Genomic DNA, 24864 nt, shown 5'->3' with positions numbered 1-24864 from the left:
TCACCCCTGTTCGCTTTCACCCGTGTTCACCGTCCCGAGGGGCGGCAGTCCGAGGATCTCCCGGAACCGGGCGGCGAGGCGCGCGACCGTCCGGGGGTCCGTCCCTTCCGCCGCCAGCAGCTCGGCGAGCCGGCGCACCGCGTCGCGGTACGCCTCCGCCGCGTACCGCCAGTCCGCGAGCACGGAGTCCGCATCGCCCGGCAGGAGCAGCCCGAGGGCCTTCTCCCACACCCGGGCGGCGTCCGTGTGCGCGGTCGTGTTCTCGAAGTCCGTGAAGGCCGCGTGCCAGATCCGGCGCGACACGGCGGCCGCGACGGCGTCGAGGGCGTCCGGCCACGGGCCGGGGCGGGCCAGCAGCAGCCGCACCTGGTCCAGCGGCGCCAGTCCGCTGCCCCGTACGCCTCCGCCGAGTTGCGCCTCGACGTCCATTCCGGGGGTGATCCCGACGCCCGCGTCCCTCAGTTCGGCCAGGGTGACGAGCTCGGTGCCGGTGAACCCCGGCGGGGTGCCGGGCAGGTCCTCCGCGCTCACCCGGCCGGCGATCCACCGGCGCCGGGCCTCCTCGGACGGCGGCGCCTGGAGCGGGGTGTCGTCGCCGGCCGTGATGACGTCGGGGGCGGGTCCGGAGGGTTGGGCCGGGGGTTCGGGCATGGGCGCGGACTCGGGCACGGGCACGGACTCGGGCACGGGCACGGACTCGGGCACCGGCGCGGGCGCGGGCGCGGACTCGGGCGCGGGCGCGGGCGGACGGGTCTGTGACCAGTGGGCTCCCGTGTCGTCCTGGGGTGAGGTCAGCACGAGGAGGCTCTCGTTCACCGCCGGTCGCCGGTCGAGGAGCCGGAGGGGCCGCGTCGGCAGCCACACCGTCCGGGCGGCCCCCGTCCGGGCGGCGATCGCCCCGGCCAGGTCGGCGTCCCCCGTGCCCGCTCCGACGGGGACGACCGTGACGTCCCGGTCCAGCCGCGCCAGGACGGGGTCGTGGGAGAGCAGTTCGGCGATCTCCTCGTAGGGCACCGGGCGGGTGGTGCCGTCCGGCCAGGGCATGTCGACCTGTCCCGGGGTGGTGCCGCTCATGTCCAGTACGTATCCGCCGGGGTGGTCGCTCTTCCCGGCGCCCTTGCGGTACCAGGGCGCCAGGGCGCCGCGGCTGTTGTTCAGGCCGCCGTCGGGGGAGATCACGTAGCGGTCCGCCCACACGCGGCTCGGGGCGGGCCTCCCCGTCCAGCTGCGGCCGGCCTTCGTCCCGTTCACGGAGGTGATGAGGGTGCGGTCGTCCAGCGCGCCGTGGCGTTCGAGGTCGTACGCGGCGAGCGCGGTGGGGTCGTAGGCGTCGCGGCCGAGGGCCGCCGCCGTGGCCGCCGTGCGGAGGAGGTCCGTCCGCAGGGACTCGTCCCGCGGGTCCTCGCCGGTGGGCAGGTGGAGCGCCTTCGTCGTCAGGGCGTCGGGGTCGGGGTGGTTCTCCACGCTCTCCACGGCCTTGACCGTGGCCCACAGCGCGTTCTGCCGGTCGGCCGCGGTGACCTGCGCCGACGGGCGCAGTCCCAGCACCTGGCGGGTCCATCCGTCCGGATCGTGTCGGCCGATCAGTGCGCGGGCCTGGTCCACGGAGGGCAGGGCGACGAAGCCGGACAGTGCGGAGCCGGGATCGGCGGACAGCCGCGCCGACGCGGCCTCCAGCATCGTCCGTACGTCGTCGGGGTGCGGCGGCGCGGGCCGGGTGCCGGGGGCGGTCGTCAGGCCGTGGTGCGCGCGGGTGACCCGGTCGAGCAGGTCGAGCGTCAGCTCGCCGTGCTCCCGCAGGGCCTCGTCCCCGCGGCGCATGACCTCCAGGGCGCCGATGCCCCGCAGCAGCCGGTGGTACGTGCCGGGCGGGACGTCCCTGTCGTCCTCCACGTCGACGCCGAACGTCATGCGCAGGGCGCGGACCAGGCGCAGTGCCGTGTCCCGGGCCATGGCCGGGGTGAAGTCCGCGGACACCTCCAGGCCGGCCCGCGCGGCCAGGGCGTCGAGCTCGTCCGGGGTCGGTTCGGGGCGCACCTTCACCATGTCCACCGGGGCGTTCGCCGGGGTGGTGGGGATGCCCTGGTCGTACAGCTTCCCGTTCACGTGGCGGCTCCAGTGCTCCCTGTCCGGGGAGTAGACGTCGCGCCGTGTCCTGTTGGAGACGTCCTGGGCCACCGAAGAGACGGCGAGCGGGTCGGGGACGAACGGAAGGCTCCGCTTCAGGGCGTCGGCGGTGTGTCCCTCGGGTCCGCTCCCCCAGCAGGACAAGAACACGATGGGGGTGTCCCGGTCCAGCCGGGTCACGCTGCGGCGCCGCCGGAGGTAGCCGCCGGTTTCCGTGCCCCGGACCGGAACGTTGTTCTGGAACATCCGCTCGACCATGAGGGTCTGCCCCGGCAGGCCGTGGACCACGAAGAAGTAGGGCTTGCGGCCCTTCCACGGCACCGGCCGGGGACTGCCGACCGGCTCGCCGGTGACCGGGTCGTAGGCGAACCACTCCGTCGAGCGGACCAGGTCCTGGAGCCACGGCTCGCGCCGGATCAGGTCCGAGCCGTTGACCACCGCGCGGCCGACGGGCCGGCCCTCGTCGGTGAGGGTGACCGACGTGACGTCCGCGTCCCGGAGGGTCTTCCCGTCGATCGTGCGCAGGACGGCCTCCCCGGGTTCCGGCCGTCCCTCGTCCGGCCCCAGGTCGCCGGGGTCACTGGCGATCCACTCGCCCAACGGCTCGCCCAACAGCTCGTCCGTCGCCCCGCCCGTCGACTCGTCGCCGAGGGCCCGGTCGTCGGTCACCTCGATGCGGTGCCGGCCGGTGTCGGGGTGCGGCTTCAGGGCGACCTCGCCGCTGTGCGACCACAGCGTCCGGTCCGTCCGGGCCGCGGCCACGCGGGGCAGGTCCAGCCCCATGGCGCCGGCGTTCGGCGAGACGAGCACCATCTCGGCGGTGTCCTCACGGCCCGCCAGTTCCCCGTCCTGCGCCAGCAGTTCGGCGAACTCCTCCGGCGACAGCCGCCACCGCCTGCCGCCGTCCGGCAGGGCCAGCCCGACCTTCGTGTGGTCGCCGTCCTTCGTCCCGATCACGTACGGGAGGGGAGCGCCGGGCCAGCGTGCCCACGGCGACGGCCGGGGGTCCCGGTCGCCGCCGTCCACCACGTCGTAGGAGGAGGGGTCCAGGTCCTGGGCGGGCCGGCCCGTCCAGTTGCGGCCCAGCGGGGTGCCGTCCGGTGCGGTCAGACGGGTGGCGTCGGACAGCAGGCCCTGCTTGCCGAGGTGGTAGGCGGTCAGTGCCTCCCGGCTGGTCGCCCGGCCGGCGGTCATCGCCTCGGCCGTCAGCTCGTACAGCCTGCGCACGCGGTGCGACAGGTCGTCGGCGTCGAAGCGCACCGGGGCGGGAGCGGAGGCCGTGGACTCACCGTCCGAGTCGCTGCCCGAGTCGTCGTCCGAGTCGCTGTCCGAGTCGGGGTCGTCCCCGGGGTTGTCGTCGAGGTGCAGGACCTTCCCGGCCAGCCGGTCCGGGCCGGTGAAGTAGTCCGCCCGGCCGAAGTCCTCAGGACTCAGTTCCGCCAGCCGGGCGACGGCCTCCGACAGGGGGGAGCGGTCGACCGTGACGACCGCCTGCCGCCGCGCCGCCCGCCCGGTGGCGCCGTCGACCGGGCCGACGGCGCCGATGTCCCGGCCGCCGCTCTCCGTGGTGACCGTGAAGTCCTCGGCCCGGACCGTGCCGCCGCGTACGTCCGCGACGTCGCGCACGGCCTGCTCGTTGAGCTCCAACTGACGCCGGATCTCGTCGAGGAGGAGGTCGCGCACGGCCTCCGCCCGCTGCCGGCCGACCGTCTCGGTGTGCTCGACGGCGTCACCGGCCAGTGCGAAGCGCGGGCCGTTGCCGTAGCCGGTGACCGTGATCGTGGGGAGCCGCAGACCCGCCCTGAGGTCCCGCAGGCCGGACAGCACGATCTGCTCGGCCAGCTCGGCGAGTCGCCGGCGCTGGTCCGGATCGTTGATGTCCCGGTGGCGGTACTCGAAGGCGGCCCGGAACCGGGAGGAGGGCGGCGCCGGGGCGGGCTCGGCGGGTCCGGCGTCGCCCGGCACCGCCACGCTCCCGGCCTCCTCGTGGTCGGCATCGAGGTCGGGGCCGGGGCCGGGGCCCGACAGCGACACCGTGTCCGTCGGGGCCGGCGGTGCGGCGGGGGCGGTGGGGTCCGCGGCGTCGGAGGGCCGCAGCCGGCCGGCGCGGGCGGCGTACAGCAGGTGTGCCAGGGAGCCGGCGGTCAGCGACCGGTCCCAGCCCTGCCGGGCGGCGTACTGGCCGACGATGTGCCGGAGCCCGCCCCAGGTGAGCAGGCCGGGTTCGGTGTTGCCGGCCGCCTGGAACCGCAGCCCCTCGAGGGCGCCGAAGCCCTCGATCAGCTCGTGGAACTCCGCCTCGCGGGCCGGGTCGGAGTCGATGCGCACGCCGTGGGTCTGGCGCAGGGCCCGCACCCAGTGCCGGGCACGGTCGGCGCGGTCCGGCAGCCGTTCGGGCAGTCCGCCCAGGTCGGCGAGCGCGTCGAGGGCGACGGTCCGGGGCTCGGGAAGGAACTCCTCGATGTGGCCCACGGGGTTGTCGGGGTCGTCGTCCACGACCAGGCGCGGCGGCAGGACGCCCTCGGCCTCGCTCGGCGAGATCTGCCGGTCCACGGTGAAGGTGGTGCGGCGGGTCTCGTTGGCGACGTACTGGGCGGAGGAGGGATGGGCGAGCAGGTCCTGATCGGCGCGCGTCATGGACATCTCGCAGATCAGCAACCACACCGGCTGCTCGGGAGGCAGCGCCTGCAGGCTCCTGCGCCGCGCCAGCATCCGGCCCAGCTGCCGGGGGTGGACCGCCTGGTTGGCGCGGGTGCTGCGGCGGGGCACGGTCGTGCGTCCGCTGTCGCCGTGGCCGACGAAGATGTAGGCGTCGGCCAGGCCCCGCGGCAGGGGCAGCAGGCCGCCCTGCCGCGCCGCGTACACCCCCGGCAGCCCCTCCACTTCGTTGGTGTAGTGGTGGATGGCGGACACCACCCGCAGGGCCTCCTCCCGCATCGCCATGTCGTGCGCGTTGAGGAACGCCCGCCCGGTCAGCGTCTGCCCGTCGACCGTGACCAGCGGGTAGGAGTGGACGTCGGCGTCGGGGAAGACGGTGCCGTTCGTGGCCCTGATGGTGGCCGACGGGTCCGCCGGGACCAGCCCCGGGTCGGCTGGGATCCAGGTCCCCACCGGATCGCTCCCGGAGGCCGGCGCGGCCAGGACCGGGACCCGGCGGCCGTCCGGAGCTTTTTCGAGCCGCAGGTCGCCGTAGGTGAACCAGACGCGGGCGCCGGTGCGGTCGGCGATCACCCGTGCGAGGGCCTCGTTGCGGCCGTCCTCCTCCCCGATCAGGAGCACCACGGGCTCATCCGGCCGCCGCTCGGGGTCGTGCAGCACCAGTTCGGCGAACTCCTCGTCCGACACCGGTCGTCCGCCCGCCAGCACCGCTCCCTCGGCGTCCCGTTCGGCCACCACCGTGTGGGCGGCGGGTCCCCAGGGCGCGGGGTGGACGCCCCGGGGATCGGCGACCATGGTCGTGTGCAGCTGGACGCCGGAACGTCCGGTCCAGTTCCTGCCGTGCGGCGTGCCGTCGTCCCCGGTGAGCACGGACTGCTCCGGGTGACCCTGCCGGGTCAGCCCGTAGGCGGCGATGGCGGCCAGGCTGCCGCTCCGGCCCCGGCGGTGGGCACTGCTCACGAGGGTGAGGGCGTCGTAGTGCCGGGCGGCGTCCACCGGTTCGTCCGGCGCCAGGTGCAGCAGCATCCGGGTGATGCCGTCGAGGTCCAGGGCGGCGCCGAAGCGGGGGTGCCCGGCGCGCGCCGCCTCGATCACGCGCAGGGAGTTGAAGAGCCCGTTGCGCAGTTCCTGCGGGAGCGGCTGGGAGCCGAAGGTGGCGTCGACGAGTGCCCACAGTTCCTGGAGACGCTGCTGGACCGCGCTGTCGGTGGGCGGCGGTGCGGCGGCGGACCCCACCGCCGGCAGCGGAGTGGGGTGCGGCAGCGGCAGCGGGGCGGGCGTGTGTGGCTGCGGCGCGTGCGCGCCGGTGGTGCCGTCCCACAGGGCGCGCACGGCCACGTAGGAGTCACTGCCGTCGTCCGGGCCGCCCTCGGCGACGTCCCACAGGGCACGGGCGCGGGCCAGCGCCTCGTTCTCGGTGTCGGTGGCCTCGACGGGGTTGACGTCCGCGGGGCGCGTCCCGCGGGGTCGGGCCGGTTCGACGCTGCGCGGATGGCGGGGCTCCGGCCGGGGGCCCTCGCCGTACAGCCGGCGCAGCAGGGGGTACAGGGCGGGCTGGTGGGTGCGCACCCACTCCGGTCCCGCGTTGTTGCGGGGCAGCCCGGTGTAGGGGTCGGTGCCGCCGTTGGCCATGAGGTAGACGTTGCTCAGCTGGGCGAAGAACTCGAGTTCGTCACGGCTGCTGTAGTTGGGGGCGCTGCGGCGGCCGTCGGCGTCGTAGCCGTGGAGGGGGCCGTCGGGCCAGTTGCCCGCCTCGCCGGCCCGTGTGGTGGTGCGGAAGGTGTTGGTGATGCGCTGCCGGTCGACGGGGCCCAGACCGTGCAGGTGGATGGTGTGGGCGAACTCGTGCAGGGTGGTCGAGTAGCCGTCGGGATATGCGGACTTGCCGGTGCCGACGGTGGTGCGCTCGCCGAGCAGGTTCTCCTCGGTGACGGCCGCGGTGCGCGTGCCGACTCCGCGGACGTCGTCCCAGGGGCGGCCGTCGCCGGTGACGGCGCCCCGCAGGAAGCGGAAGGCGTCCAGGGAGGTCAGGGCCTCACCCCTGGGCACCACCAGGACCCGCGAACCGCCCTTGAGCAACCGGGCCGCGACGTCGGGGTCCCGCAGCATCCGGGCGATCTGGGCACGGGCCCGGTCACCGGCGGAGACGGGTTGCTCGACCCCGTCGGGCACCTGCGTCATGAGGCGCGCCGCGATCGAGGCGAACTCGGCCGGGGTGATCCCGGTCGGGGTGACCCCGACCGGGGTCACCCTGGCGCGCAGGGCGTCCACGAGCGCGGGGTCGGAGGCCAGCCGTTCGCGGTGCGCGGGCGGCAGTGACGCCAGCGCCGCGTCACGGTCGGCGGCGGACAGGCCGGGCAGCCGCGCGGCGAGTGCCCGGACCGGGTCCGCGGTCACCTCCGGGAGGAGCCGCAGCCCGTCGGCGAGCGCGGTCAGTTCGGCGTGCAGCGCGGGCAGGTCGGCGTCGGTGACGCCGAGGGCGCGCCAGGTCTCCTCGTGGCGGGCGAGGGCGTCGGGGTCCAGGGCGGCGGAGTCGAGCAGTTCGCTGAGCCGTACGGCGAGGGAGTCGGCGGCGCCGGCGGGCCGCGCGGCACGGTAGGCGTCCTCGCGCGCGAGGGCCGGCGCAACCGTACGAGGGCCGTCCGCGGGGGTGCGGTGCAGTGCCCACAGCAGGTCGAGGAGGTCGCGTCCGCGCAGCTCCGGATCGGTCCCGGTGGCCAGGGCGAGGGCGGCGTCGGCCAGGGAGTCCTCGGGCTGCGGCACGGTGAAGCCGTCGACCACGACCGTGCCGGGGGCCGGCCGGTCCACCGCCGTGACCGTGATGTCGACGCCGTCCACCGACAGGCCGAGCACCCGGCCGCCGCCCGTGCCGGGCCGGAGCCGCACCGACGCCCCGGGCAGTTCCCGCTCCAGCGCCGCACGGATCCCGGCGGCGGGCGGCAGGGTGGCCGCGGAAAGCTGGAACTCCACCGCCCCCAGTGGCCGGGACTGGCCGAACTGCACCCGGCCGCGGGCGGCTCCGGCCAGCACCACCGGGTGGCCGAGGCCGTGCAGCACGGCGCCGGCCCGGCGGGCGACGTCCAGTTTGCCGGTGTCGTCGCCGGACGGCGTGGCCGCACCGGCCCCCCGCGAGGGGCCCTGGCCACCGCGGCCGGCCGGGGTGGCGGTGGGGGCCGACGGCGGAGGCGGGGGCGCGGGCTTCGGCGGAGGCGCGGGGACGGCCGCGGCGGTCTTCACCTGATCGGTGCGGACGACGACGCCCAGCCGGTCGCTGAACAGGGCCGCCACGTTGGTCAGCCAGTCGGCGGCCTCCGCGGCGTCCAGACCCGGACGCACCGACTCGCTCATGTAGCGGCCCGACTTGTCGTTCACCACCCAGGAGCGCAGCTTCTCACTCCAGCGGAACTCGCCGGACACCCGGCTGCGGCCCGGCAACGTCCGGCCGGTGCCCTCCCCGTCGTCGACGAAGCCGGCGGCGATGCCGGTGTGGCCCAGCCCGTCCAGCGTCCCGCGCAGCGCCTCCGCCGTCAGGTCGGGGTCCTTCTCCCGCATCCCCGCCAGCAGCGCGTCGAACTGCTCGGGCGTGACGATCCCGCTCAGGTCCTCCGTGCCGAGGATCACCCGCCCGTCATCGGTGACCGTGTACAGCCATACGGCGTCGCGGTTGCCGGTGATCAGCAGGTCCGGGTCGACCTCGTCCAACGGCACCCACAGGGGGTTGAGCCGTACGTCGCCGTCCTGGTCGCGTTCCTCGTCCTTGACGCGCTTCGGGAGGACCGGGTCGCCGAACCGGTCGCGGGCTGCGGCGTCGCTGCCGTCGTAGTGGTCGACGCCGTTGTAGTAGACCTCCGTCTGCCGCGTGGCGTTGTCGGGCCCGGCCTCACCGACCCGCCGGGCGCCCGACGGGAGCGACCGCACCACATCGACCCGCAGGTCGAACGCGTGCGCGAGGAGGGGCAGGAAGACCTCCCCCGCCGGTGTCCCCCAGCGGCGTTCCCAGTTGACGACGGCGTCCACGAGCCTAGGCAGCTCCGTGTCGTCCAGCGGCGCGGTGCTCTGCGTGTAGGCGGTGCTGAGCAGACGGCCCAGTGCCGTGTCGTCGAGGTCTCGGGGCGTCGGCAGCAGGCCGTGCCGCTCGAGGTACTCGAACATCCGGCGCGGGCCCAGGTCCTCGGCCTCCGCCTCCACGGCGGCCCGGACGTCCTGCGGGGAGACGGCCGGATCGGCGGGCTGCGACGCCGTGCGGGCGTCGACGTACCGCCTGAGCAGATCGGCGGGGTCGAGGGCCTCGGGAACGGTGACGCGCCGGACGCCGTGGTGGTCGAGGAGGGAGAGCATCCCGGCCCGGTCCGTTCCCCGGACGCGGGCGGCGAACGCGTCGGCGACCGTCTGCCGGAACTGGCCGACGATCTGCGGATGCAGCCGCCCCGCGCTGCGGGCCACGTGGTCCTCCACATGGGACCGCATCGCCCGGAGCACGGTCCGCGACGGCCCGGTCGTGACGCCGGTCGCGGCCTGACGGCGCAGGTCGTCGCGGACCGTGTCGGGGTCCCCCAGCCAGTCGTACGCGGCGCGGTCGGTGGCGGCGAGGCCGGGCAGACGGCTGCGGATGTGCACGGGGTCGCCAGCCATGAAGGAGTACAGGAGGCACTCCCCCGTGCCGGGCACCGGCACCCGGCGGCCCCTCGCCCGACCGCTGTCGCTCTCCGGCTCGGATCCCTTCTTGCCGTCCCCTTGGGACGGGTCCGGCTCCGGCTCCGGAGCAGGCAGCTTCGGCTCCGGAACAGACGGCTTCAGCTCCGGCTCCGGAACAGGGTTGGTCGGCACGGCCAGTTGGTAGTGGCGGTCGTCGAGGCTCAGGACCACGTGCGCGCCGGAGTGGGCGGAGGTGCCGACGAGTGCCTGGAGGTCGCCGGCCCCCGCCGGGTCCCCGGGCGTGAAGTCCTGGAAGCCGCCGTCGCTCCCGACCACCGTGACGCGCACGCCGAAGGTCCGTGCGGCGAGCAGCGGGAGCAGGTCGGACGCGGCGTGGTTCCAGCCGGCCTCGGACGGGGCGTCGCCCCGGCGGAGGAGCTGGGTGATCGCCAGTTCGGCCCGTACCCCGGGGGGCAGATCCGCGGCGTGCGGGATCAGACCGCCGAGGCCGTCGAACTCGCGGCGTTCGGGGGTGTCCGTTCCGAGGTCCAGGCCCGCCGCGGCGATCTCCTCCGCGCTGAAGGCGTCGGTGTGGTCGGGGGCGACGGCGGCCAGCAGGTCCTCGTCGGCGTGGTCGGTGAGCCAGGTGGCCATCCTCCTGCGCAGGTCGGACATCGCCCGTGGATCGGCGGGGTCGATGCCCTGCGCGGCCAGCAGTCCCGGGGCGGCGCGTTCGAGGCCGAGGGCGAGCGCGCGGAAGAAGGCGTCACCGTCCCTCGGCACGTCCTGGAGCGTGTACGTCTCGCCGGCGGGTGACGTGAGGACGGTGTCCGGTGCCGTACCGGTCCTGGTGTAGCGGGGCGGGGCCGGGGGCTTGGCCACGGGTTCCCTGGGCGGAGCCTGATAGGTCACCGCGGGCGGCTCGGCGAGACCGTCCAGCTCCTCCCGGCCCTCCGCGGTGGCCGCGAGCCGGTGCCAGCGGGTGAGCTGGTCCGCGCCGGCCCGTACCCGGTGGTACTCCGCCGCGGCCTTCTCCGCCGTGTCCCTGAGCGCGTCCAGCTCGGCGCGCCGGGTGTCGAAGGCGTCGCGTGCCGCGTCCCGGCGGGCGGTGGCCTCGTCGAGGGCCCGGCCGGGCGCCCTCGCGGACAGCAGGGCCGCGTCGAGCCGCGCGTCGGCCGACGCCTTCCCGGTGCGCGCGGTCTCCAGCCGCAGGTCGGCCGCCTTCCGCAGTTTCCCGGCGGCCTCTTCCGCGTCGGCCAGGCGGGCCAGTGCGGCGTCCTCCTCCTCCCGCAGGACCTCCGCCCAGCCGTCGTGCTCGGGTGCGGCACCGTACGCGTTCTCGGCGAACGCGTCGACTTCGGCCTGCGCGGCGGCCACGGACCTGTCCGCGAACTCGTGGTCGCGGCGCGCGTCGCTCTCGGCCTGCCGCAGCGCGGTGTCCGCGGCGTCGACGTCGGCCCGGGCCAGGTCGACCGGGCGCGCGGCCGCGCGGGCGACCCCGGCGGCCTTGTCGAGGGCGGCCTGCGCGGCGTCGAGGTCCGCGCGCAGCCCGCCGGAGGCGCGCCGCTTCTTCCAGTAGGCCTTGTCCGCGTCGACCCACGCCTTGCTGGCCTTCTCGACCGCGTCCCACGCCTTCGAGACGCGCTCGGGGAAGTTCGTGTCGGTGATGATCCGCAGGTCGCGGGCGACGTCCTCTCGGATCCAGGTGACGACGTACGCCTCGGACCTCATCGCCTGCGGACCCGATCTGGCCTTGGCGAGGGTCCCGCCCCGGACCCGGTTCGCGAGCTTCGAGTCCAGGATGTTGCGGTGCACGTCGCCGACGCCGATCCAGGTGGCCGGTACGGCGAAGAGGAAGGACCGGCCTGTCGCGGGCTTGAGGTTGCGCGAGGTCAGGTGGTCGTCCCCGACCGGCATGCCGTCACCGTCGAGGTCGTTGGGGCCGGGCCCGAAGGCTCCGATCTGGTTGAGTCCGGCGTTGGGAGAGTCGTACAGGAAGCCGCCGCCGAAGCTCGAGGCCTGGCCGTGCTCGACGGACGACGAGGTGCCGGTGTTGTCCCCGTACCGTCTGAGCACCTCCAGCTTCTTGCCGTCGGCGACCGTCAGCAGCCGCGCGCGGCTGAAGTCGGGTGCCGAGCGCAGCGTCAGCTGTCCGGTGTCGGTGCCCAGGAGGGACTTCTCGGTCAGCCCCGCCACCTGGTAGCCGCCCGGTTCGGTGGTGCGCGGGAAGAACGCCGTGACCGCCGTGGAGCTGGTGCCGTCCTCCAGTGCCTGCGCCGAGCCGGTGCCGAGGCGGGTCAGTCCGGTCTGCCTGGTCCTGCGGAGCAGTGCGGTGAGTGCGGTGGCGTCGGGACCGTCCGCGGCCTCCAGGGTCTGGAGGGGGAAGCCGACGTCGTACGCCTTCGTGAGGAGGAGCTCACCGGCCGTGCGGATGTTCTCGACGCCGATGATCCCGCGGGGGTGCATGCCGTTCTCGGGGAAGGTGAACGGCCGTACGACACCGTCCCCGTCCCGGACCGTCAGTTCCTCCACCGCCCTGGAGAGGGGTATCGGCCGGGGCGGACCGGCCAGGGCGGGGTCGGCCGCCGGGTCGGGAGCGGGCAGCAGCCGGCCGGTCCCCTCGTCCTCCCCCGACCGCACCGGTTCCATCAGGCTGAGCGGCACGTGCTCGCGCAGCTCACCGACGTCGCCCTCCTCGACGATCCGCAGCCGGCCCCGGAAGCGGCCGAGGGCCGTGGACTTCGCCTCCGCCGGCTCCGGGCCGGCCGGCGCGCCGGTGTTCGGGGTGTCGTCGGCCTCCAGGGTGATCCGCATCCGGTACGGGGTGACGACCTCCGCGTGCGGTTCGGTGGACGCCGCCCGGTAGATCGTGACGGTGGTGACCGTGTGACTGGAGGAGACCGTCTTCCGGTTCGAGCCGCCCTCGGTGTACGTGGGCCCGGCGGCCGGGACCTGCGTGTTGCCGGTGTACACCAGCTGGCTGGTCAGCAGGCCCAGGTCCGCCCCGGAGGAGGCCTCCGAGTTCTCCTGGGCGGTCTCGATGGCCCGCCGGTTCTCCTCCAGCTCCGCGCTGTGGTCGAGTCCTTCGAACACCGGCGTCCCGGGGATCAGCTCGACGCGCGCCCGCACCTGCCGGCTGCCGATCCGGATGCTGTCCCAGCCCCAGCCGCTGGCCTTGACCAGCGTCGACGGGGCGGTGGTCGTCATCTCCCCCTTCAGCGCCCGCGTGGCGCGGGCCGTCACCAGCTGCCGGATCCGCTCCCGGCTCTCGTCGTCGAGCCCCAGTCTCCCGATCCGCCTGTCGAACGCGAGCAGTACGTCGGTGGGGTCCAGCGGGCTTACCGCGTACGTGCCGAAGGCGGCGCCGCGCATCCAGGGCTGCGGCGTCCAGACCCGGCTCGTGTAGCGGGGGACGTCGCCCATCCCGTCGTCGATCAGCCCCATCCGGTGGGCGCTCTTCTCCGGCAGGTGCCCCAGCAGTCCGCCCCGGCTGGTCAGCTCGGTCCCCGCCGCTCCGGCGAGGAGGCTCGGCACGAAGGTCCTGGCCGCCGCGGCCGTTCCGATCCGGCCCGTGCCCAGCCGGCTGGTGAACAGCGCGAACCAGTGCTGCACGTCGCCGGCCACCAGCACCTGGTGGGTGAAGCCCTTGCGGTTCATGTCCGCGACGACCGTGCGTACGACGCTGCGGCTGCGCGTGTGGGACGTCGACACGGGGTTGGCGACGATGCCGTACGCGCTCATGAGTCCGTGTCCGGGATTCCGGGCGGCGGAGTAGACCAGCTGGCCGCCGAAGACGAAGCTGGTGCTGTTGCTGACCTTGCCGGCCGCCTGCCGGGTGCCGCCGAGCATCATCTCGGTGTCCATGGACATCGACGGGGTGAGGGCCCGCAGGTTCCCGGCCGCCGTGGCGTACCGGAAGGTTCCCCACAGCTCGCCGTAGGGCCCCTTGCCCAGCAGGCCGGTGCCCACCAGGCCCAGCGGCCCCGAGCTCTGGTCGAAGCCCGACGCCAGGGACTGGGGGGTGAAGGAGCGGACGATCGCGTCCCGGGTGGCGGCGCCCTCCTTCACCAGCTGCCAGGCGTCGCCCGACGCCGCCCCCAGGACCCGGTCCACCTCCGCGAGGAGGACGGGTGACACCACCATGTTCACGATGACGAACGGGTGCTGCCGGAAGTCCTTGAACTGCTCCGTCCCGCGGTCGGCGAGCCGTCCCGCGGGCCGGCCCGCACCGGGGTCCGCGGGCAGCACGAGGTCGCCCCTGGCCAGGGCGAGGGCCCGCTCGGTGGTCATGTGCGCGGGTGCGGGCTCGTCGGACAGATAGGGGTTGAGCGCCCCGTCCGCGTGCGGGTCCGCGTCGGGGGTGTGCTGTACGGGGACGCCGATGAGCACCTGCCCGGTCCTCGGGCCGCCGCCCCGCAGGTGGCCTAGCGGCGTCCGGCCGAAGAGCACGTTGACCGGCTCGTCCAGGACCAGCAGACCCGGCAGCCCGAGTCCGAGACCGCGGATCAGGCCGCGGGGCCGCCAGTAGCCGCTCATGGCCGCGGTGAGGGACAGGTCGTAGCGGTACAGGTGGGTGGGCTGGTTGCTCACCGACATCGGCTCGTTGGTGACGGTCGAGCCGAAGCCCGTCTCCGTCTCCCACTGCCAGCCCCCGCGCAGGCCCAGGGTCAGCCCGAGCGTGTTCCGGGGCAGGCCCGCGAGGTCGTCGACGGTGTTGTCACGGCCCGAGAACGTGCCCTCGAAGCCCAGCTCCAGGCTGCGTTTCGCACTTGTCTGGCCGTCGATCCGGTCGACGCCCTGGGCGCTGAAGCGCATGCCCTCGCTGTCGTCCCTGCCCTCGTACCGCCGCCCGGTCAGCGTCCCGTGCACCCGGACGGTGTAGTAGGTCTGCCCGACGGAGTCGGGGTCGGTGAGTCTGATCGGCAGGCCGACCGTGGTCAGCCCCTCCAGGGTCGCGGCGACGTTCTGCTGGGACAGCACGCCGAGGACCTGCAGGGTGTTCTGGAGCGCGATCCGGTACTTGACGGGATCGGTCCACCGGGGTGGCACGGGCAGGCTCCGGACCGCCCGGAACACCCGGTCGGGATCGCGCTTGAGCAGCTCGCCCAGGCCGGCGCGCCAGCCCTTCGGCAGGTTCGGCGGCAGCAGCTGGTCGAGGGGCACCACCATGCCTTGGCGCAGGTGGGAGATGGCGTCGACCACGTCGTCGGCGAACGCGTCCAGCAGGGTGCGGCCGATGCCGTCCGCCGCGTCCGGGGTGACGCGGGTACGCCGGCCGTCGTCGAAGGCGAACTCCTTCACCCGGTGCATGCCCAGGGTGCGCGGCCGGTCCACGGTCAGGTAGGCGGGCGCGAACGGCGGGGCGACGCCGTTGCGCAGGGCGAGTGTGGTCCCGTCGTCCCATCCGGCCAGCCGCCGTGCCTCGGAGCTGGTCATCCGGTCCAGGCTCCAGGTGAGGAAGCGCGTCGGCGGCCCGTCGTCTCCGGACCGGCGCACCCGCACCGACTTCACGACCAGGTAGAGGGCGGTCCTGGGGCCCTTCACCTGGCCGGCCGACTTGAGGGTGCCGGCCCCGCCGAGTCCGGCCGACCAGGTCTTCGCGAACGAGGCCTGGAGGGTCGGTCCGAGCTGGAGCCGCAGGTCGAAGGGGGCCGTGCCGGGGTCGTGGAAGTTGAAGGCGGGTCCGGCCACGGCCTGCAGCAGCAGGCTCCTGCCGTGGGCCCGGCTCCGCTCGCTGCGGACCGTCGAGGTGTTGATGTCCCGCATCTCGGCCTGGTCGGTCTCCCCGACGAGCACCGCCGAGAGCGGAATCAGCTCCTCCACCGCGAAGGCGCCCAGCGGTGACTTCTTCTTGTCGTCGGCGAACAGCTGCGGGGTGGTGACGCGGCCGCGCGCCATCGTGCCGCCGTGCCGCTGGAAGCTGTCGCCGGAGAAGAAGCTGTCCAGCTCGTTGTAGGCCGAGCTGCCGGGCAGGGCTCCGATCCGGGCGGCCGCCCAGTCGCGGATCGCGGCGACCGGGCCGAAGCCCTCGATGCGGACGAAGCGGTACTGGGAGTCACGGTCCAGGGTCATCGTCCGGGGGATGCGGCCCGGCTCCGGGATCTTCGTCACGCTGTCGGGCAGGCGCACGCGCAGGCCGCCCCGGATGCCGAAGGCGAACCGGGCGGGCGCGGCCGGTTCGGTGTCGCTGCCGGTTCCCGTGATGTCCCGTCCGGCGGCGTCGGTGACGCTCATCTCGTAGTGGATGTCGTCCAGGTACGCCCGCGACTTGTCCAGCGTGCGGGTCTCCATCTGGTTCATGCGCTGGTCGGTCAGGGTGTAGCCGACCTTGTCGATGAAGCCGAACCGCACGGCGAGCCGGCCGAAGCCGCCGAACGCCGCGCTGCCCGCCGGGCCGATCGGTCCGCCGAGACCGTACTGGGAGTTGGCCTGCATGTTCTTGGTCAGTCCGAAGGCCGCGGCCGCCCGGTGCATGCTGTCGATCTTCGTCGAGTCGCCGACGCCGTCGTCGAACGGGGTCCAGTTGCCGTAGTGCCGCGCCCTGACCCACAGGACGCGCTCCTTTCCGTCCGCGGTGACGTACGGGAAGGGGCGCCCCTTGCCGTCCGCCAGCGTCTTCGGCTTGTCCCGGAGCGTCTGCCGGACGGCGTCCAGCAGTGGTGCGCCGTCCGCGGGCCGGGCCTCCGGCCGGCTCCCCAGTTCGCGGCCGATGGCGTCCAGGGCCTGTTCGTAGCCCCGCAGGACGACCGTGCTCTGACCGAACGTGCTCGGATTGGCGAGGAGTTGTTCGAGCTCGGCGGCGGTCAGGCCGGACGGCAGCAGCGACCGGAGGTCGTCGACGTACGCGGGCATCCGCCTGCCGTCCTCGAACCGGGCCGGGGTGCGGCGTACCGGCGGGGGCGTCATGGCGGGGTCGAGGCGCGGGGCGTTCGGGGACGGCGGGTCCGGGGGCGGACCGGAAGGGGCCACGGTTCCGCTCCCGGCCGTGGCCGTGGTGGGTGACAGGCCGGTGTCCGCCGGGGACGCGGAGGCCGGCCGGACGTCCGACCAGTCGTCGGCCTTCTGACGCCGGCCGTCCGCCATGGGCAACAGGGAGAGGACGTACGGTCTCGACGGATCCCTCTGTGGGAGCAGGCCGGTGGGCCCGGGTGAGGTCCACACGCCGCGGCCGGTCCTGGCACCGACGAGGGTCCGCCGGTCGGTGACCCGCGGGTCCGTCGGGGTCGTGGAGGCCAGGACGATGTCGGCCGTGCGCGGGAAGTCGTTCAGCGCCGGGTCCACCGCGAGCAGTTCGGCGATCTCCTCGTAGGGGACCTCGACGCGGAATCCGCCGGGCAGGGTCATGGTGAGGTGGTCCGGCCCGGCCTCGCCCCGCACCAGGAACGGGGCGGGCTTGGTGGTGTCGGTGGTCCACGGCATCCTCGCCTGGCGCAGCGGACGGTGGCCGCCGTCCGGTGTCGCCGCCATGACGAGGGCGGCGCCCACGTCCACCGCCGCACCCGGCGGGTCCGGCGTCCAGCTCCGGCCGGCCGGGGCGCCCGAGTCGTCGAGCAGCAGGGTGTCCGGCGCGAGGGCGCCCAGGGACTCCAGGTGGAACGCGCCCAGCGCGACCGGGTCGTCCACGTCGATGCCGACGGCCGCCGCCTGGGCGACCAGGTCCAGGAGGTCGGGCAGCCGGGACGCGTCGGGCCGGCCCAGGTGCAGCACCCTGCCGGTGAGGGCGACCGGGTCGGGTGTCCGGCTCTCCCACTCCAGGGCCTTCACGGTCGCCCAGAACAGCCGGGCCCGCTCGGGTGCCCCGACGACCGTCCGGTCCGGGTCCAGCCCCAGGAACCGGGCGGCCTCGTCGTTCACCTCCTCGTCCGTGAGACCGTCCAGTCCTTCGGCCACGGTGGTCACGTGCGGCAGGGTCACGAAGTCGGTGAGCACCGCGCCGGGGTCCCGGCGCACGGCGTCGGCGGCCCTGGCCAGCAGGTCCCGGTAGGCGTCGGGCCCCAACGCGCCGTCCGGGTCGCCGTGCTCCGTCGCCCGGATCTCGCGGGCCGCGCGCTCGAACAGGTCCAGGCTGAACGGAATGACGTCGCGCAGCACCGGGTCGGCGGCGCGCATGGACTCCAGCGCACCGATGCCCGCGAGGAGTTCGCCGTAGCCGCTGTCGTCCTCGATCGCCGCCCCGAACGTCTGCCGCAACGCGCGCACCAGCCGCATCGTCCGCTCACGGACCTCCTCCGAAGCCGGTCCCACCGGGTCGGGGTGCAGGCCCGCCGCGCGGGCGCGGTCGTCGAGCGCGGCGTCACCGGGCTCCGGCCGGTGCTCCACCCACTTCCCGCGCCGGCCCCGCGAATCCGTGAGGATGTAGTGGGCGACCCGGCCGTCCTTCTCGAACTTGAAGCCGATCTCCTGGGTGGCGCCGTAGACGGTCAGGCCGGTCTCGCTGGCGACGTGCTGGCTCTGGCTGACGTCGGCCAGCGGGTCGGGGACGAACGTGTCCGTGACCAGCTTGCGCATGCGGTTGATGCTCGGCGGTGTCGCGGCGAAGCAGTCCTGCATCACGATGGCGTGGTCCTTGGGGAGCCGCGCCACGCTCGGACGGCGCCTGAGCATGCCGCCCACCGCCCGGTCCCGCTTCTGGTGGCGGGGGTTCGCCCGGGTCGGCAGCGCCGTCTCGCCGGGGTAGCCGTGGCCGGCGAAGACGTACACCGGCTTGCCGGCGAACGGGACCGGCTCGTCGTCCTTGACCCAGGTCCCGTCCTGCCGGTTGATGTGGTAGAGCTCGGTCGCCGTCGCCGCGTGCCGGATCCCCGGCAGCAGCCGCACGCGTTCGCCGTCCTGGAACACGGCCCTGCCGATCGGCCCCTGGTCGGTGACGATGGTGTGGGACTGCAGGTCCTGTTCCCAGAAGGGGGCGCGGGCGGACTCCGCGGGGTCGGGCAGCAGGCCGGGGGAGCTGCGGATCCAGTCGGTGCGGTCACTGCCCCCGCCGCTCCGCAGGGGCACGACGTACGGGTGGGAGGCGCTTCCGTCCGGCCCTTCGGCGACGTCCACGACCCCGTTGGCCGCCCAGACGTCCCTGCCGATCCGGTCCGCCGCCCGCCGCGGCAGCTCCAAGCCGCCCCCGCCGGCGTCGGAGACGAGCAGCAGCACCGGCACGTCCGCCGGGAGTCCGCTCAGCTCGGCGTCCAGGGCGAGCAGTTCGGCGAACACGTCGAGGGGCACCTCGCGCGGGGCGCCGTCGTGGCCACGGACGACGACCTGGTCACGGTCGCCGTCCGCCCGTACGACGTAGGGGTCCGGACCGCCGGGCCGGTGCCAGGGCGCGGGCCCCACCTCGTCGCGTGACAGGCTGCCGTCGGCCCGGGGCCCGGTCCTTCCGGTACGGGTGAGGTCCAGGTCGTCGAGCCCGTCCTTGCCCCGGGTCCAGTCGCGGCCGCGGGGGCGCCCGTCGAGGCCGGTGGTCATGGCGTGGGTGGGCGACAACACGCCCTGGCGCTGGAGGTGGAGCGCGGCGAGGGCGGCCAGACTGCCCGCCGCCTGTGCCTCCTGTGCCGTGGCCAGCCCCAGCAGTCGGCTGCGCTGCACGTTGCTCACCGGATCGGCGTAGTCCAGGAGCAGGACCCGGCGGGCCACGGCGTCCAGGTCGAGCGGGCCGGAGTCCAGCAGGGGGTCGGCCCGGCGGAGCCGGTCGAGGCGCGCGAGCCCGTCGCGGATGTCCGGGTACAGGGGGCTCGACAGGACGTCGGGGCCGTAGACGTCCGCCAGCAGTCCCCGGTGCCGGAGCTCCTCCGGGGTCGGCTCCTCCTCCCGGTCCCCGTCCGTGTCGTCGTCCTGGTGGTCCGCCAACGGGGTGTCGAGGCCGTCCAGCACACCGTCCAGGCTCGGCAACGGGGTGTCGAGGCCGTCCAGCACACCGTCCAGGCTCGGCAACGGGGTGTCGAGGCCCCCGACCGGTCCGGGATCGAGAAGGCCGGCGAGGGCGGCGGGCGGCTCGGACGGGGTCCCGGGATCCCCGCGGTCCGCGAAGGTGACGTCGTCCACTTCGGTGTCGCCGGCGCCGGACGCGGTGAGGTCGCCGGGCCGCACGGCCCCCCAGTCGGCCGCCGCGGGACGCCCCGGCCCGCTGGGCAGCAGGGAGGGGACGTACGGCCGTGAGGGTCCGGTCGGGGCCAGGCTCACACTGCCCTGCGAGGCCCATACGGTACGGCCGGTCCCGGCGCTGACGACGGCCCGCGGATCGGTGTCCGGGGTGCCGCCGCCGACCGGTGCGGTGGACGGCCTCGGGGCCGCCTTCGGGACGGCCAGGACGATGTCCGTGGTGCCCTGCGGCCGGGTGTTGAGCACCGGGTCGCGGGCCAGCAGCTCGGCGACCTCGTCGTAGGGGACCCGAGCGCGGAAGCCGCCGGGCAGGGTCATGAGGAGGTGGTCCCGGCCGCCGCCCGCCCACACCAGGTAGCCCGGCGTTCTGCCGGGGGCGCTCCACGGCGGGCGTTCCTGGCCCACGGCCTGGTAGCCACCGCCCTGTTGCGGGGCGGCGACGACGACGCGGTCGGTGAGCGTGGTCGTGGCCGCGTCCGGCGGGGTCGGGGACCAGCGCCGCCCGGTCGGCACGCCGCCCGGGCCGAGCAGCTGGGTCCGGGGCGAGAGGGCGCCCAGGGTCTCCAGGTGGAACGCGCCCAGCTCGGTCGGGTTGTCCACGTCGACGCCGACGGCCGCCGCCTGGGCGACCAGGGTGAGCAGTTCGGGCCGCCGGGCCGGGTCGGGCCGGTCCAGGTGCAGGACCCGGCCGGTGAGGGCGTCCGGGTCGGGTGTCCGGCTCTCCCACTCCAGGGCCTTGACCGTCGCCCAGAACAGCCGGGCCCGCTCGGGTTCCCCGACGGCCGCGGGGCCGCCGTCGAGCCGCAGGACGCGGGCGGCCTCGGCGTCCAGGTCCTGGTCCGTCAGACCGCCCAGCCGCTGTGCGGCGGCGGTGACGTGGGGCAGGGCGACGAAGTCGGAGAGCACGGCGCCCGGTCGCCTGCGCACGGCGTCGGCGGCCCGGTCGAGCAGTTCCCGGTAGGCGTCGGTCCCCCGGTCGTCCGGCCGGCCCGCGTGGGCGGCGCGTTCGAACAGGTCCATGGTGAACGGGGCGAGGTCGCGCAGGGCCGGGTCGGCCGCCCGCAGGGACTCCAGCGCGCCGATCCCGGCGAGGAGGTCGCCGTACCGGCTGTGGTCCTCGATCGCCGCGCCGAAGGCCAGCCGCAGCGCGCGCACCAGCCGCAGGGTCCGCTCGCGGGTGGCGTCCGTGACCGGCTGCTCGGGGTCCGTGTGCAGGCCCGCCGCACGGGCGCGGTCGTCGAGCAGCTCGCCGACGGGTTCCGGCCGGTGCTCCACCCACTTACCGCGCCGCCCCCGCGAGTCCGTGTAGAGGCGGTGGACGAACGTCCCGCCCGGTCGCATCGCGAAGCTGACCATGTGGGTGCCGCCGTACGCCGTGTGCCCGGTCTCGTTGGCGACGTGCTGGCTCTCGCTGACGACCGCCAGCGGGTCGGGGACGAAGGTGTCGTCGATGCCCCTGCGGGTGCGGACGATCCCCGGCGGTTCGGCGCTCGAGCACGCCTCCATCAGGATGGCGTGGTCCTTGGGGAGCTGCGCCACGCTCGGACGCCGCCTGAGCATCCCGCCGGTCTCCCGCCCGCGGGTGTGGTGCCTCGGGTCCTTCGTGGTCGGCACCCGGGTCGCGCCCGGCCGGGCGTGGCCGCTGAAGACGTACACCGGCTTGCCGGCGAACGGGACCGGCTCGTCGTCCTTGGCCTCCTCCTGGGTGACCGGGTTGTAGTGCCACAGCTCCGACGACTGCGTCGCGAGCTTCAGCACCGCCATCCGGCGCGGGGCCTCGGAGTCCTCGAACACGCCCCTGCCGATGGTCGCGCCCCCGTCGTCGACGACGCTGTGCGACAGCATCTCGCGCTCCCACTCCGGCGCGTCCTCGCGCTCCGCCGGGTCGAGCACCTGACCGGGGGTGCTGCGGATCCAGTCGGCGCGCGGCAGTCCCTCCCCGAACAGCAGGGAGACGACGTGCGGCTGCGACGGGTCCCGCTGCGGGGACACCTTCACGGTGCCGTTGGCCGACCAGACCTCCCTGCCGATCCGGTCCGCCGCCTGGCGCGGCAGGTCCAGGCCGCGGGCACCGGCGTCGGGGACCAGCAGCACCACGGGGGTGCCCGGGGGCAGCGCCGCGAGCCGGGGGTCGCGGGCCAGCAGTTCGGCGAACACGTCGATCGGCACCTGGCGCGGGGCGCCGTCGTAGCCGCGTACGACGATCCGCCGGTGGTCGCCCTCCGCCATGACGACGTACGGCTCCGGCTCACCGGGCCGGTGCCAGGGCGCGGGGCGCACGTCGCCGCGGCCCAGGGTGCCGTCGGGCTGCCGGACCACCTTCCCCACCTCGGTGAGGTCGAGGCCGGGGATCGTGGCGTTCGTCCAGTTGCGGCCCAGGACGCCGCTGTCGCCGGTCAGCGCCTGGGTGGAGGACAGGACGCCGCGGAGCTCCAGGTGGAAGGCGGCCAGGGCGGCCAGGCTGCCCGCCGACTCCACCGCCGGGTCCATCGCCACCCGGAACAGTTCGCCGCGCTGCGCGTCGGTCACCGGGTGGGCGGTGTCCAGGAGCAGCACGTGACGGGTCACGGCGTCCAGGTCGAGCGGGCCGCCGCGGAGCGCGGGAACGGACTGCCGGAGCTGGTCGAGGTGCGCGAGGGTGTCGCGGAGAGCGGGGTGGAGGGGGTTCGCCGCGATGCCGGCACCGAACACGTCCGTCAGCAGCCGGTCGTACAGCGCCTCGGTGGCGGGAGCCGACTCGACGTCCGACTCGGACGCGTCCTGGTCCTCCTCCCAGTCCATGATCATGTCGATCGAGTCCGGGGAGCCCGGCGCGGAGGACTCCCCGGTCGGGACCTCGGCCGGTGCCCGGGAGCTGAGCGGTGTCTCGTCGACGGTGACGGGCTGGGTGTGCGGCGCCTCGCGGGAGACGACCTGGGTGGGCTCGGCCGTGGAGCCGGTGGTGGCCGGCAGTTCCTCGGACTCGGTCCGCACCGGCCGGTAGGGCTGCGGGTCGTCGGACGTGGTCCGGGTCTCGGTCTTCGGCACCGCGGAGGACGGGCGGGACTGCCCGGACTCCTCGGACGCGGGGGTACGGACGTCGTCCGGGGCAACCGGGGCCGGGTCCGACGGCTCGGCGGTGACCAGCGGTTCGCCGGACGGGGTGGGCTGGGGCCGTGTCTGCGGGGTGGCGTTCGACGAGGCCTGGCCCGGGGGCGTGGTGGTCGACGGGGCGGGCGCGGTGGGGGGCGCGAGGGGCGCCTGTGCGTTCGGCTGTTGCTGTTGCCGTCCCTGTGGCCCGTCGGAGGTGGACCGGGTCGTGTCGTCGTCCGTCGACCGCTGCCGTTCGGTCCCGTCCGGCGTGAAGGTGTCGCCGCCCGTCCGGGTCGACGGCAGGTCCGGGGCGGGGGAGCCGGCGGTGGCGGGCCTGTCGACCGGCGGGGTGTCGTCCGTGCCGGCGGTCCAGCCGGTCCCCGGGGTCCCGGTCACCGACGGGTTGAGGGTGGAGAAGACGGTGTCGGTGTCCGGGTCGTCCACGGGGGAGTCCCCGTAGGGATCCTCGTACGTGTTCGGCGAGGGAGTGGAGAACGACGGCTTCACCGCGCCCGCCGCCCCCGGGAGTCCGTGCGCGTCGACGCCGTTGCCGACACCGTGGATCGTGCCGTGGTCCGGGAGGGACGAGGAGGAGGAGACGGAGGAGACCGACGAGACGTCGCTGGTGTCGCTGAAGACCGACGCGGTGTCGCTGAAGACCGACGCGGTGTCGCTGACGTCGCTGGTGTCGGTGAGGACCGACGGGACGTCGCTGGTGTCGCTGAAGACCGACGTGGTGTCGCTGACGGAGGAGACGGAGTCGTCGTCGTACGTGTCGTCGTAGGGGTTCCGGTACGTGCCGCTGCTCGTGTACGGGGCGTTGTACGTGCCGCTGCCCGTGTACGGGTCGCCGGACGTGTCGCCGTGGAGGTCCTGGTACGTGCTCGTGCCGTCGTACCGGTTCTCGTACTCGTACCGGTCGCCGCTCGCGTTCGTGCCGCCGTTCCCGCTGCCGCCGCCCGGCAGGTCGTTGACGTCGCCGGAGCCGAAGCCGGTGTCCTGGAAGTAGTTCTTGTAGACGAACTTCCCGCCGAACTCCGCCCCGGTGGAGGCCGCTTCGAAGACCAGGCCGCTGAGACCGGCGCTCAGGAACGTGCCGGGGTTGAGGGTGAACGTACCCAGGAAGATCAGGCCGGTGAACGCTTCGGCGAAGGTCTCCGCCTGCCCCTCGTTGATGAAGCTGAACGGGAGCTCGGAGGCCTCCTTCCAGAAGTTGTGGTTCTTGAAGTACTTGTTGATGAACTTGCCGCCGACCTCGCCGAGGATGCCTCCGAAGAATCCCGCGAACGCGCCGGCGACCGCCGACTGGCCGATGTCCTTCCAGTCGAACTTGGTGCGCCTGCGCTCCGGGTCGTCCGGCGCGGTCATGGAGATCAGCTGCGAGGCGAACGCGACGAACGCCTCCTGGATCGCCTCCAGCAGTACCGACAGCGGCGTGGGGATGGCGCGTCCCAGCCGCTGGAGGATCAGCAGGATGGTGAGCGCGGTGCGTGCCTTCTGGATGGCGATCTCGGTGAGCGACGTACCGCCGGTGAAGACCGCCAGCGCGGCGATCAGGGCCAGCTCGATGTTCATCAGGATGAACTCGATGAGGATCTGGTACTTCGCCTCGGACAGCTTGATCGAACGGTCGATCTGCCGGGAGCCGAGCTCCCGGAGTTCGTCGGAGAACTTCTGCAGGTGGTTCTGGCCGTTGTCGTCGACGAAGAGCTTCATCGCGGCGATGAACTCGTCGGCGATCCGCGGCGGGAGCGAGTTCCCGGCGGTGGAGATCGCTCCCTTCATCGCGTCGGACAGGTCCCTGACGTCGTCGGCCAGCCGCTTGTAGGGGTTACGGCTGTCGAAGCCCAGGTCCTCGTTGCCGGTGGCGACGTTCGCGCCCACCCAGACCTCGATGAACTCCCGCAGGCCGGGCGGGAACATGATGGCCATTCAGCGCCTGTTCCCGCTCTCCGAGCCGTGCGCCTCGATGTCCTCCACCGCCTGGGTCTGCGGCCGCTGCACGTGGTCGGCCTCCGCGGCGACCGCGTCGACCAGCGCCATGAACCCGCTGGTGATGGCCAGGACCGTGTCCGCCACCTGCTGCTGTTCGCGCCGGACCTGCTCGCCGACCGCGTTGGCGAACTCGTCGTCGCCGCCCTCCTCGCCCCACCAGCCCGCGTACTGGGCGTTGCCGGTCTCGAACCGGGGCAGCATCTCGTCGCCGTAGCGCACGGCGTCGGCGAGGTGCCTGGAACCCTGCAGAATCGCCTGGATGTCGGCGGAGTAGTTGCCGGCCAT

Annotated in this window: 2 protein-coding genes; both read right to left on the bottom strand. The window is 74.4% G+C overall.

Going from position 1 to position 24864, the window contains the following annotated elements; all coding sequences use genetic code 11:
- The gene (locus tag AB0A94_RS04395) at positions 1 to 24516 is read right to left on the bottom strand and encodes a lonely Cys domain-containing protein (protein ID WP_361738681.1); all 24516 of its coding nucleotides are present in this window, start codon (positions 24514 to 24516) and stop codon (positions 1 to 3) included.
- The gene (locus AB0A94_RS04390; protein ID WP_361738678.1) at positions 24517 to 24864 is read right to left on the bottom strand and encodes a hypothetical protein; all 348 of its coding nucleotides are present in this window, start codon (positions 24862 to 24864) and stop codon (positions 24517 to 24519) included.

Origin of the sequence: Streptomyces sp. NPDC044984, from assembly GCF_040646935.1 — a bacterium.
In the GTDB taxonomy this organism is placed as follows: domain Bacteria; phylum Actinomycetota; class Actinomycetes; order Streptomycetales; family Streptomycetaceae; genus Streptomyces.
Note: the sequence above shows the minus strand (reverse complement) of the source record. Positions and strands in the feature narration are given on the sequence as shown.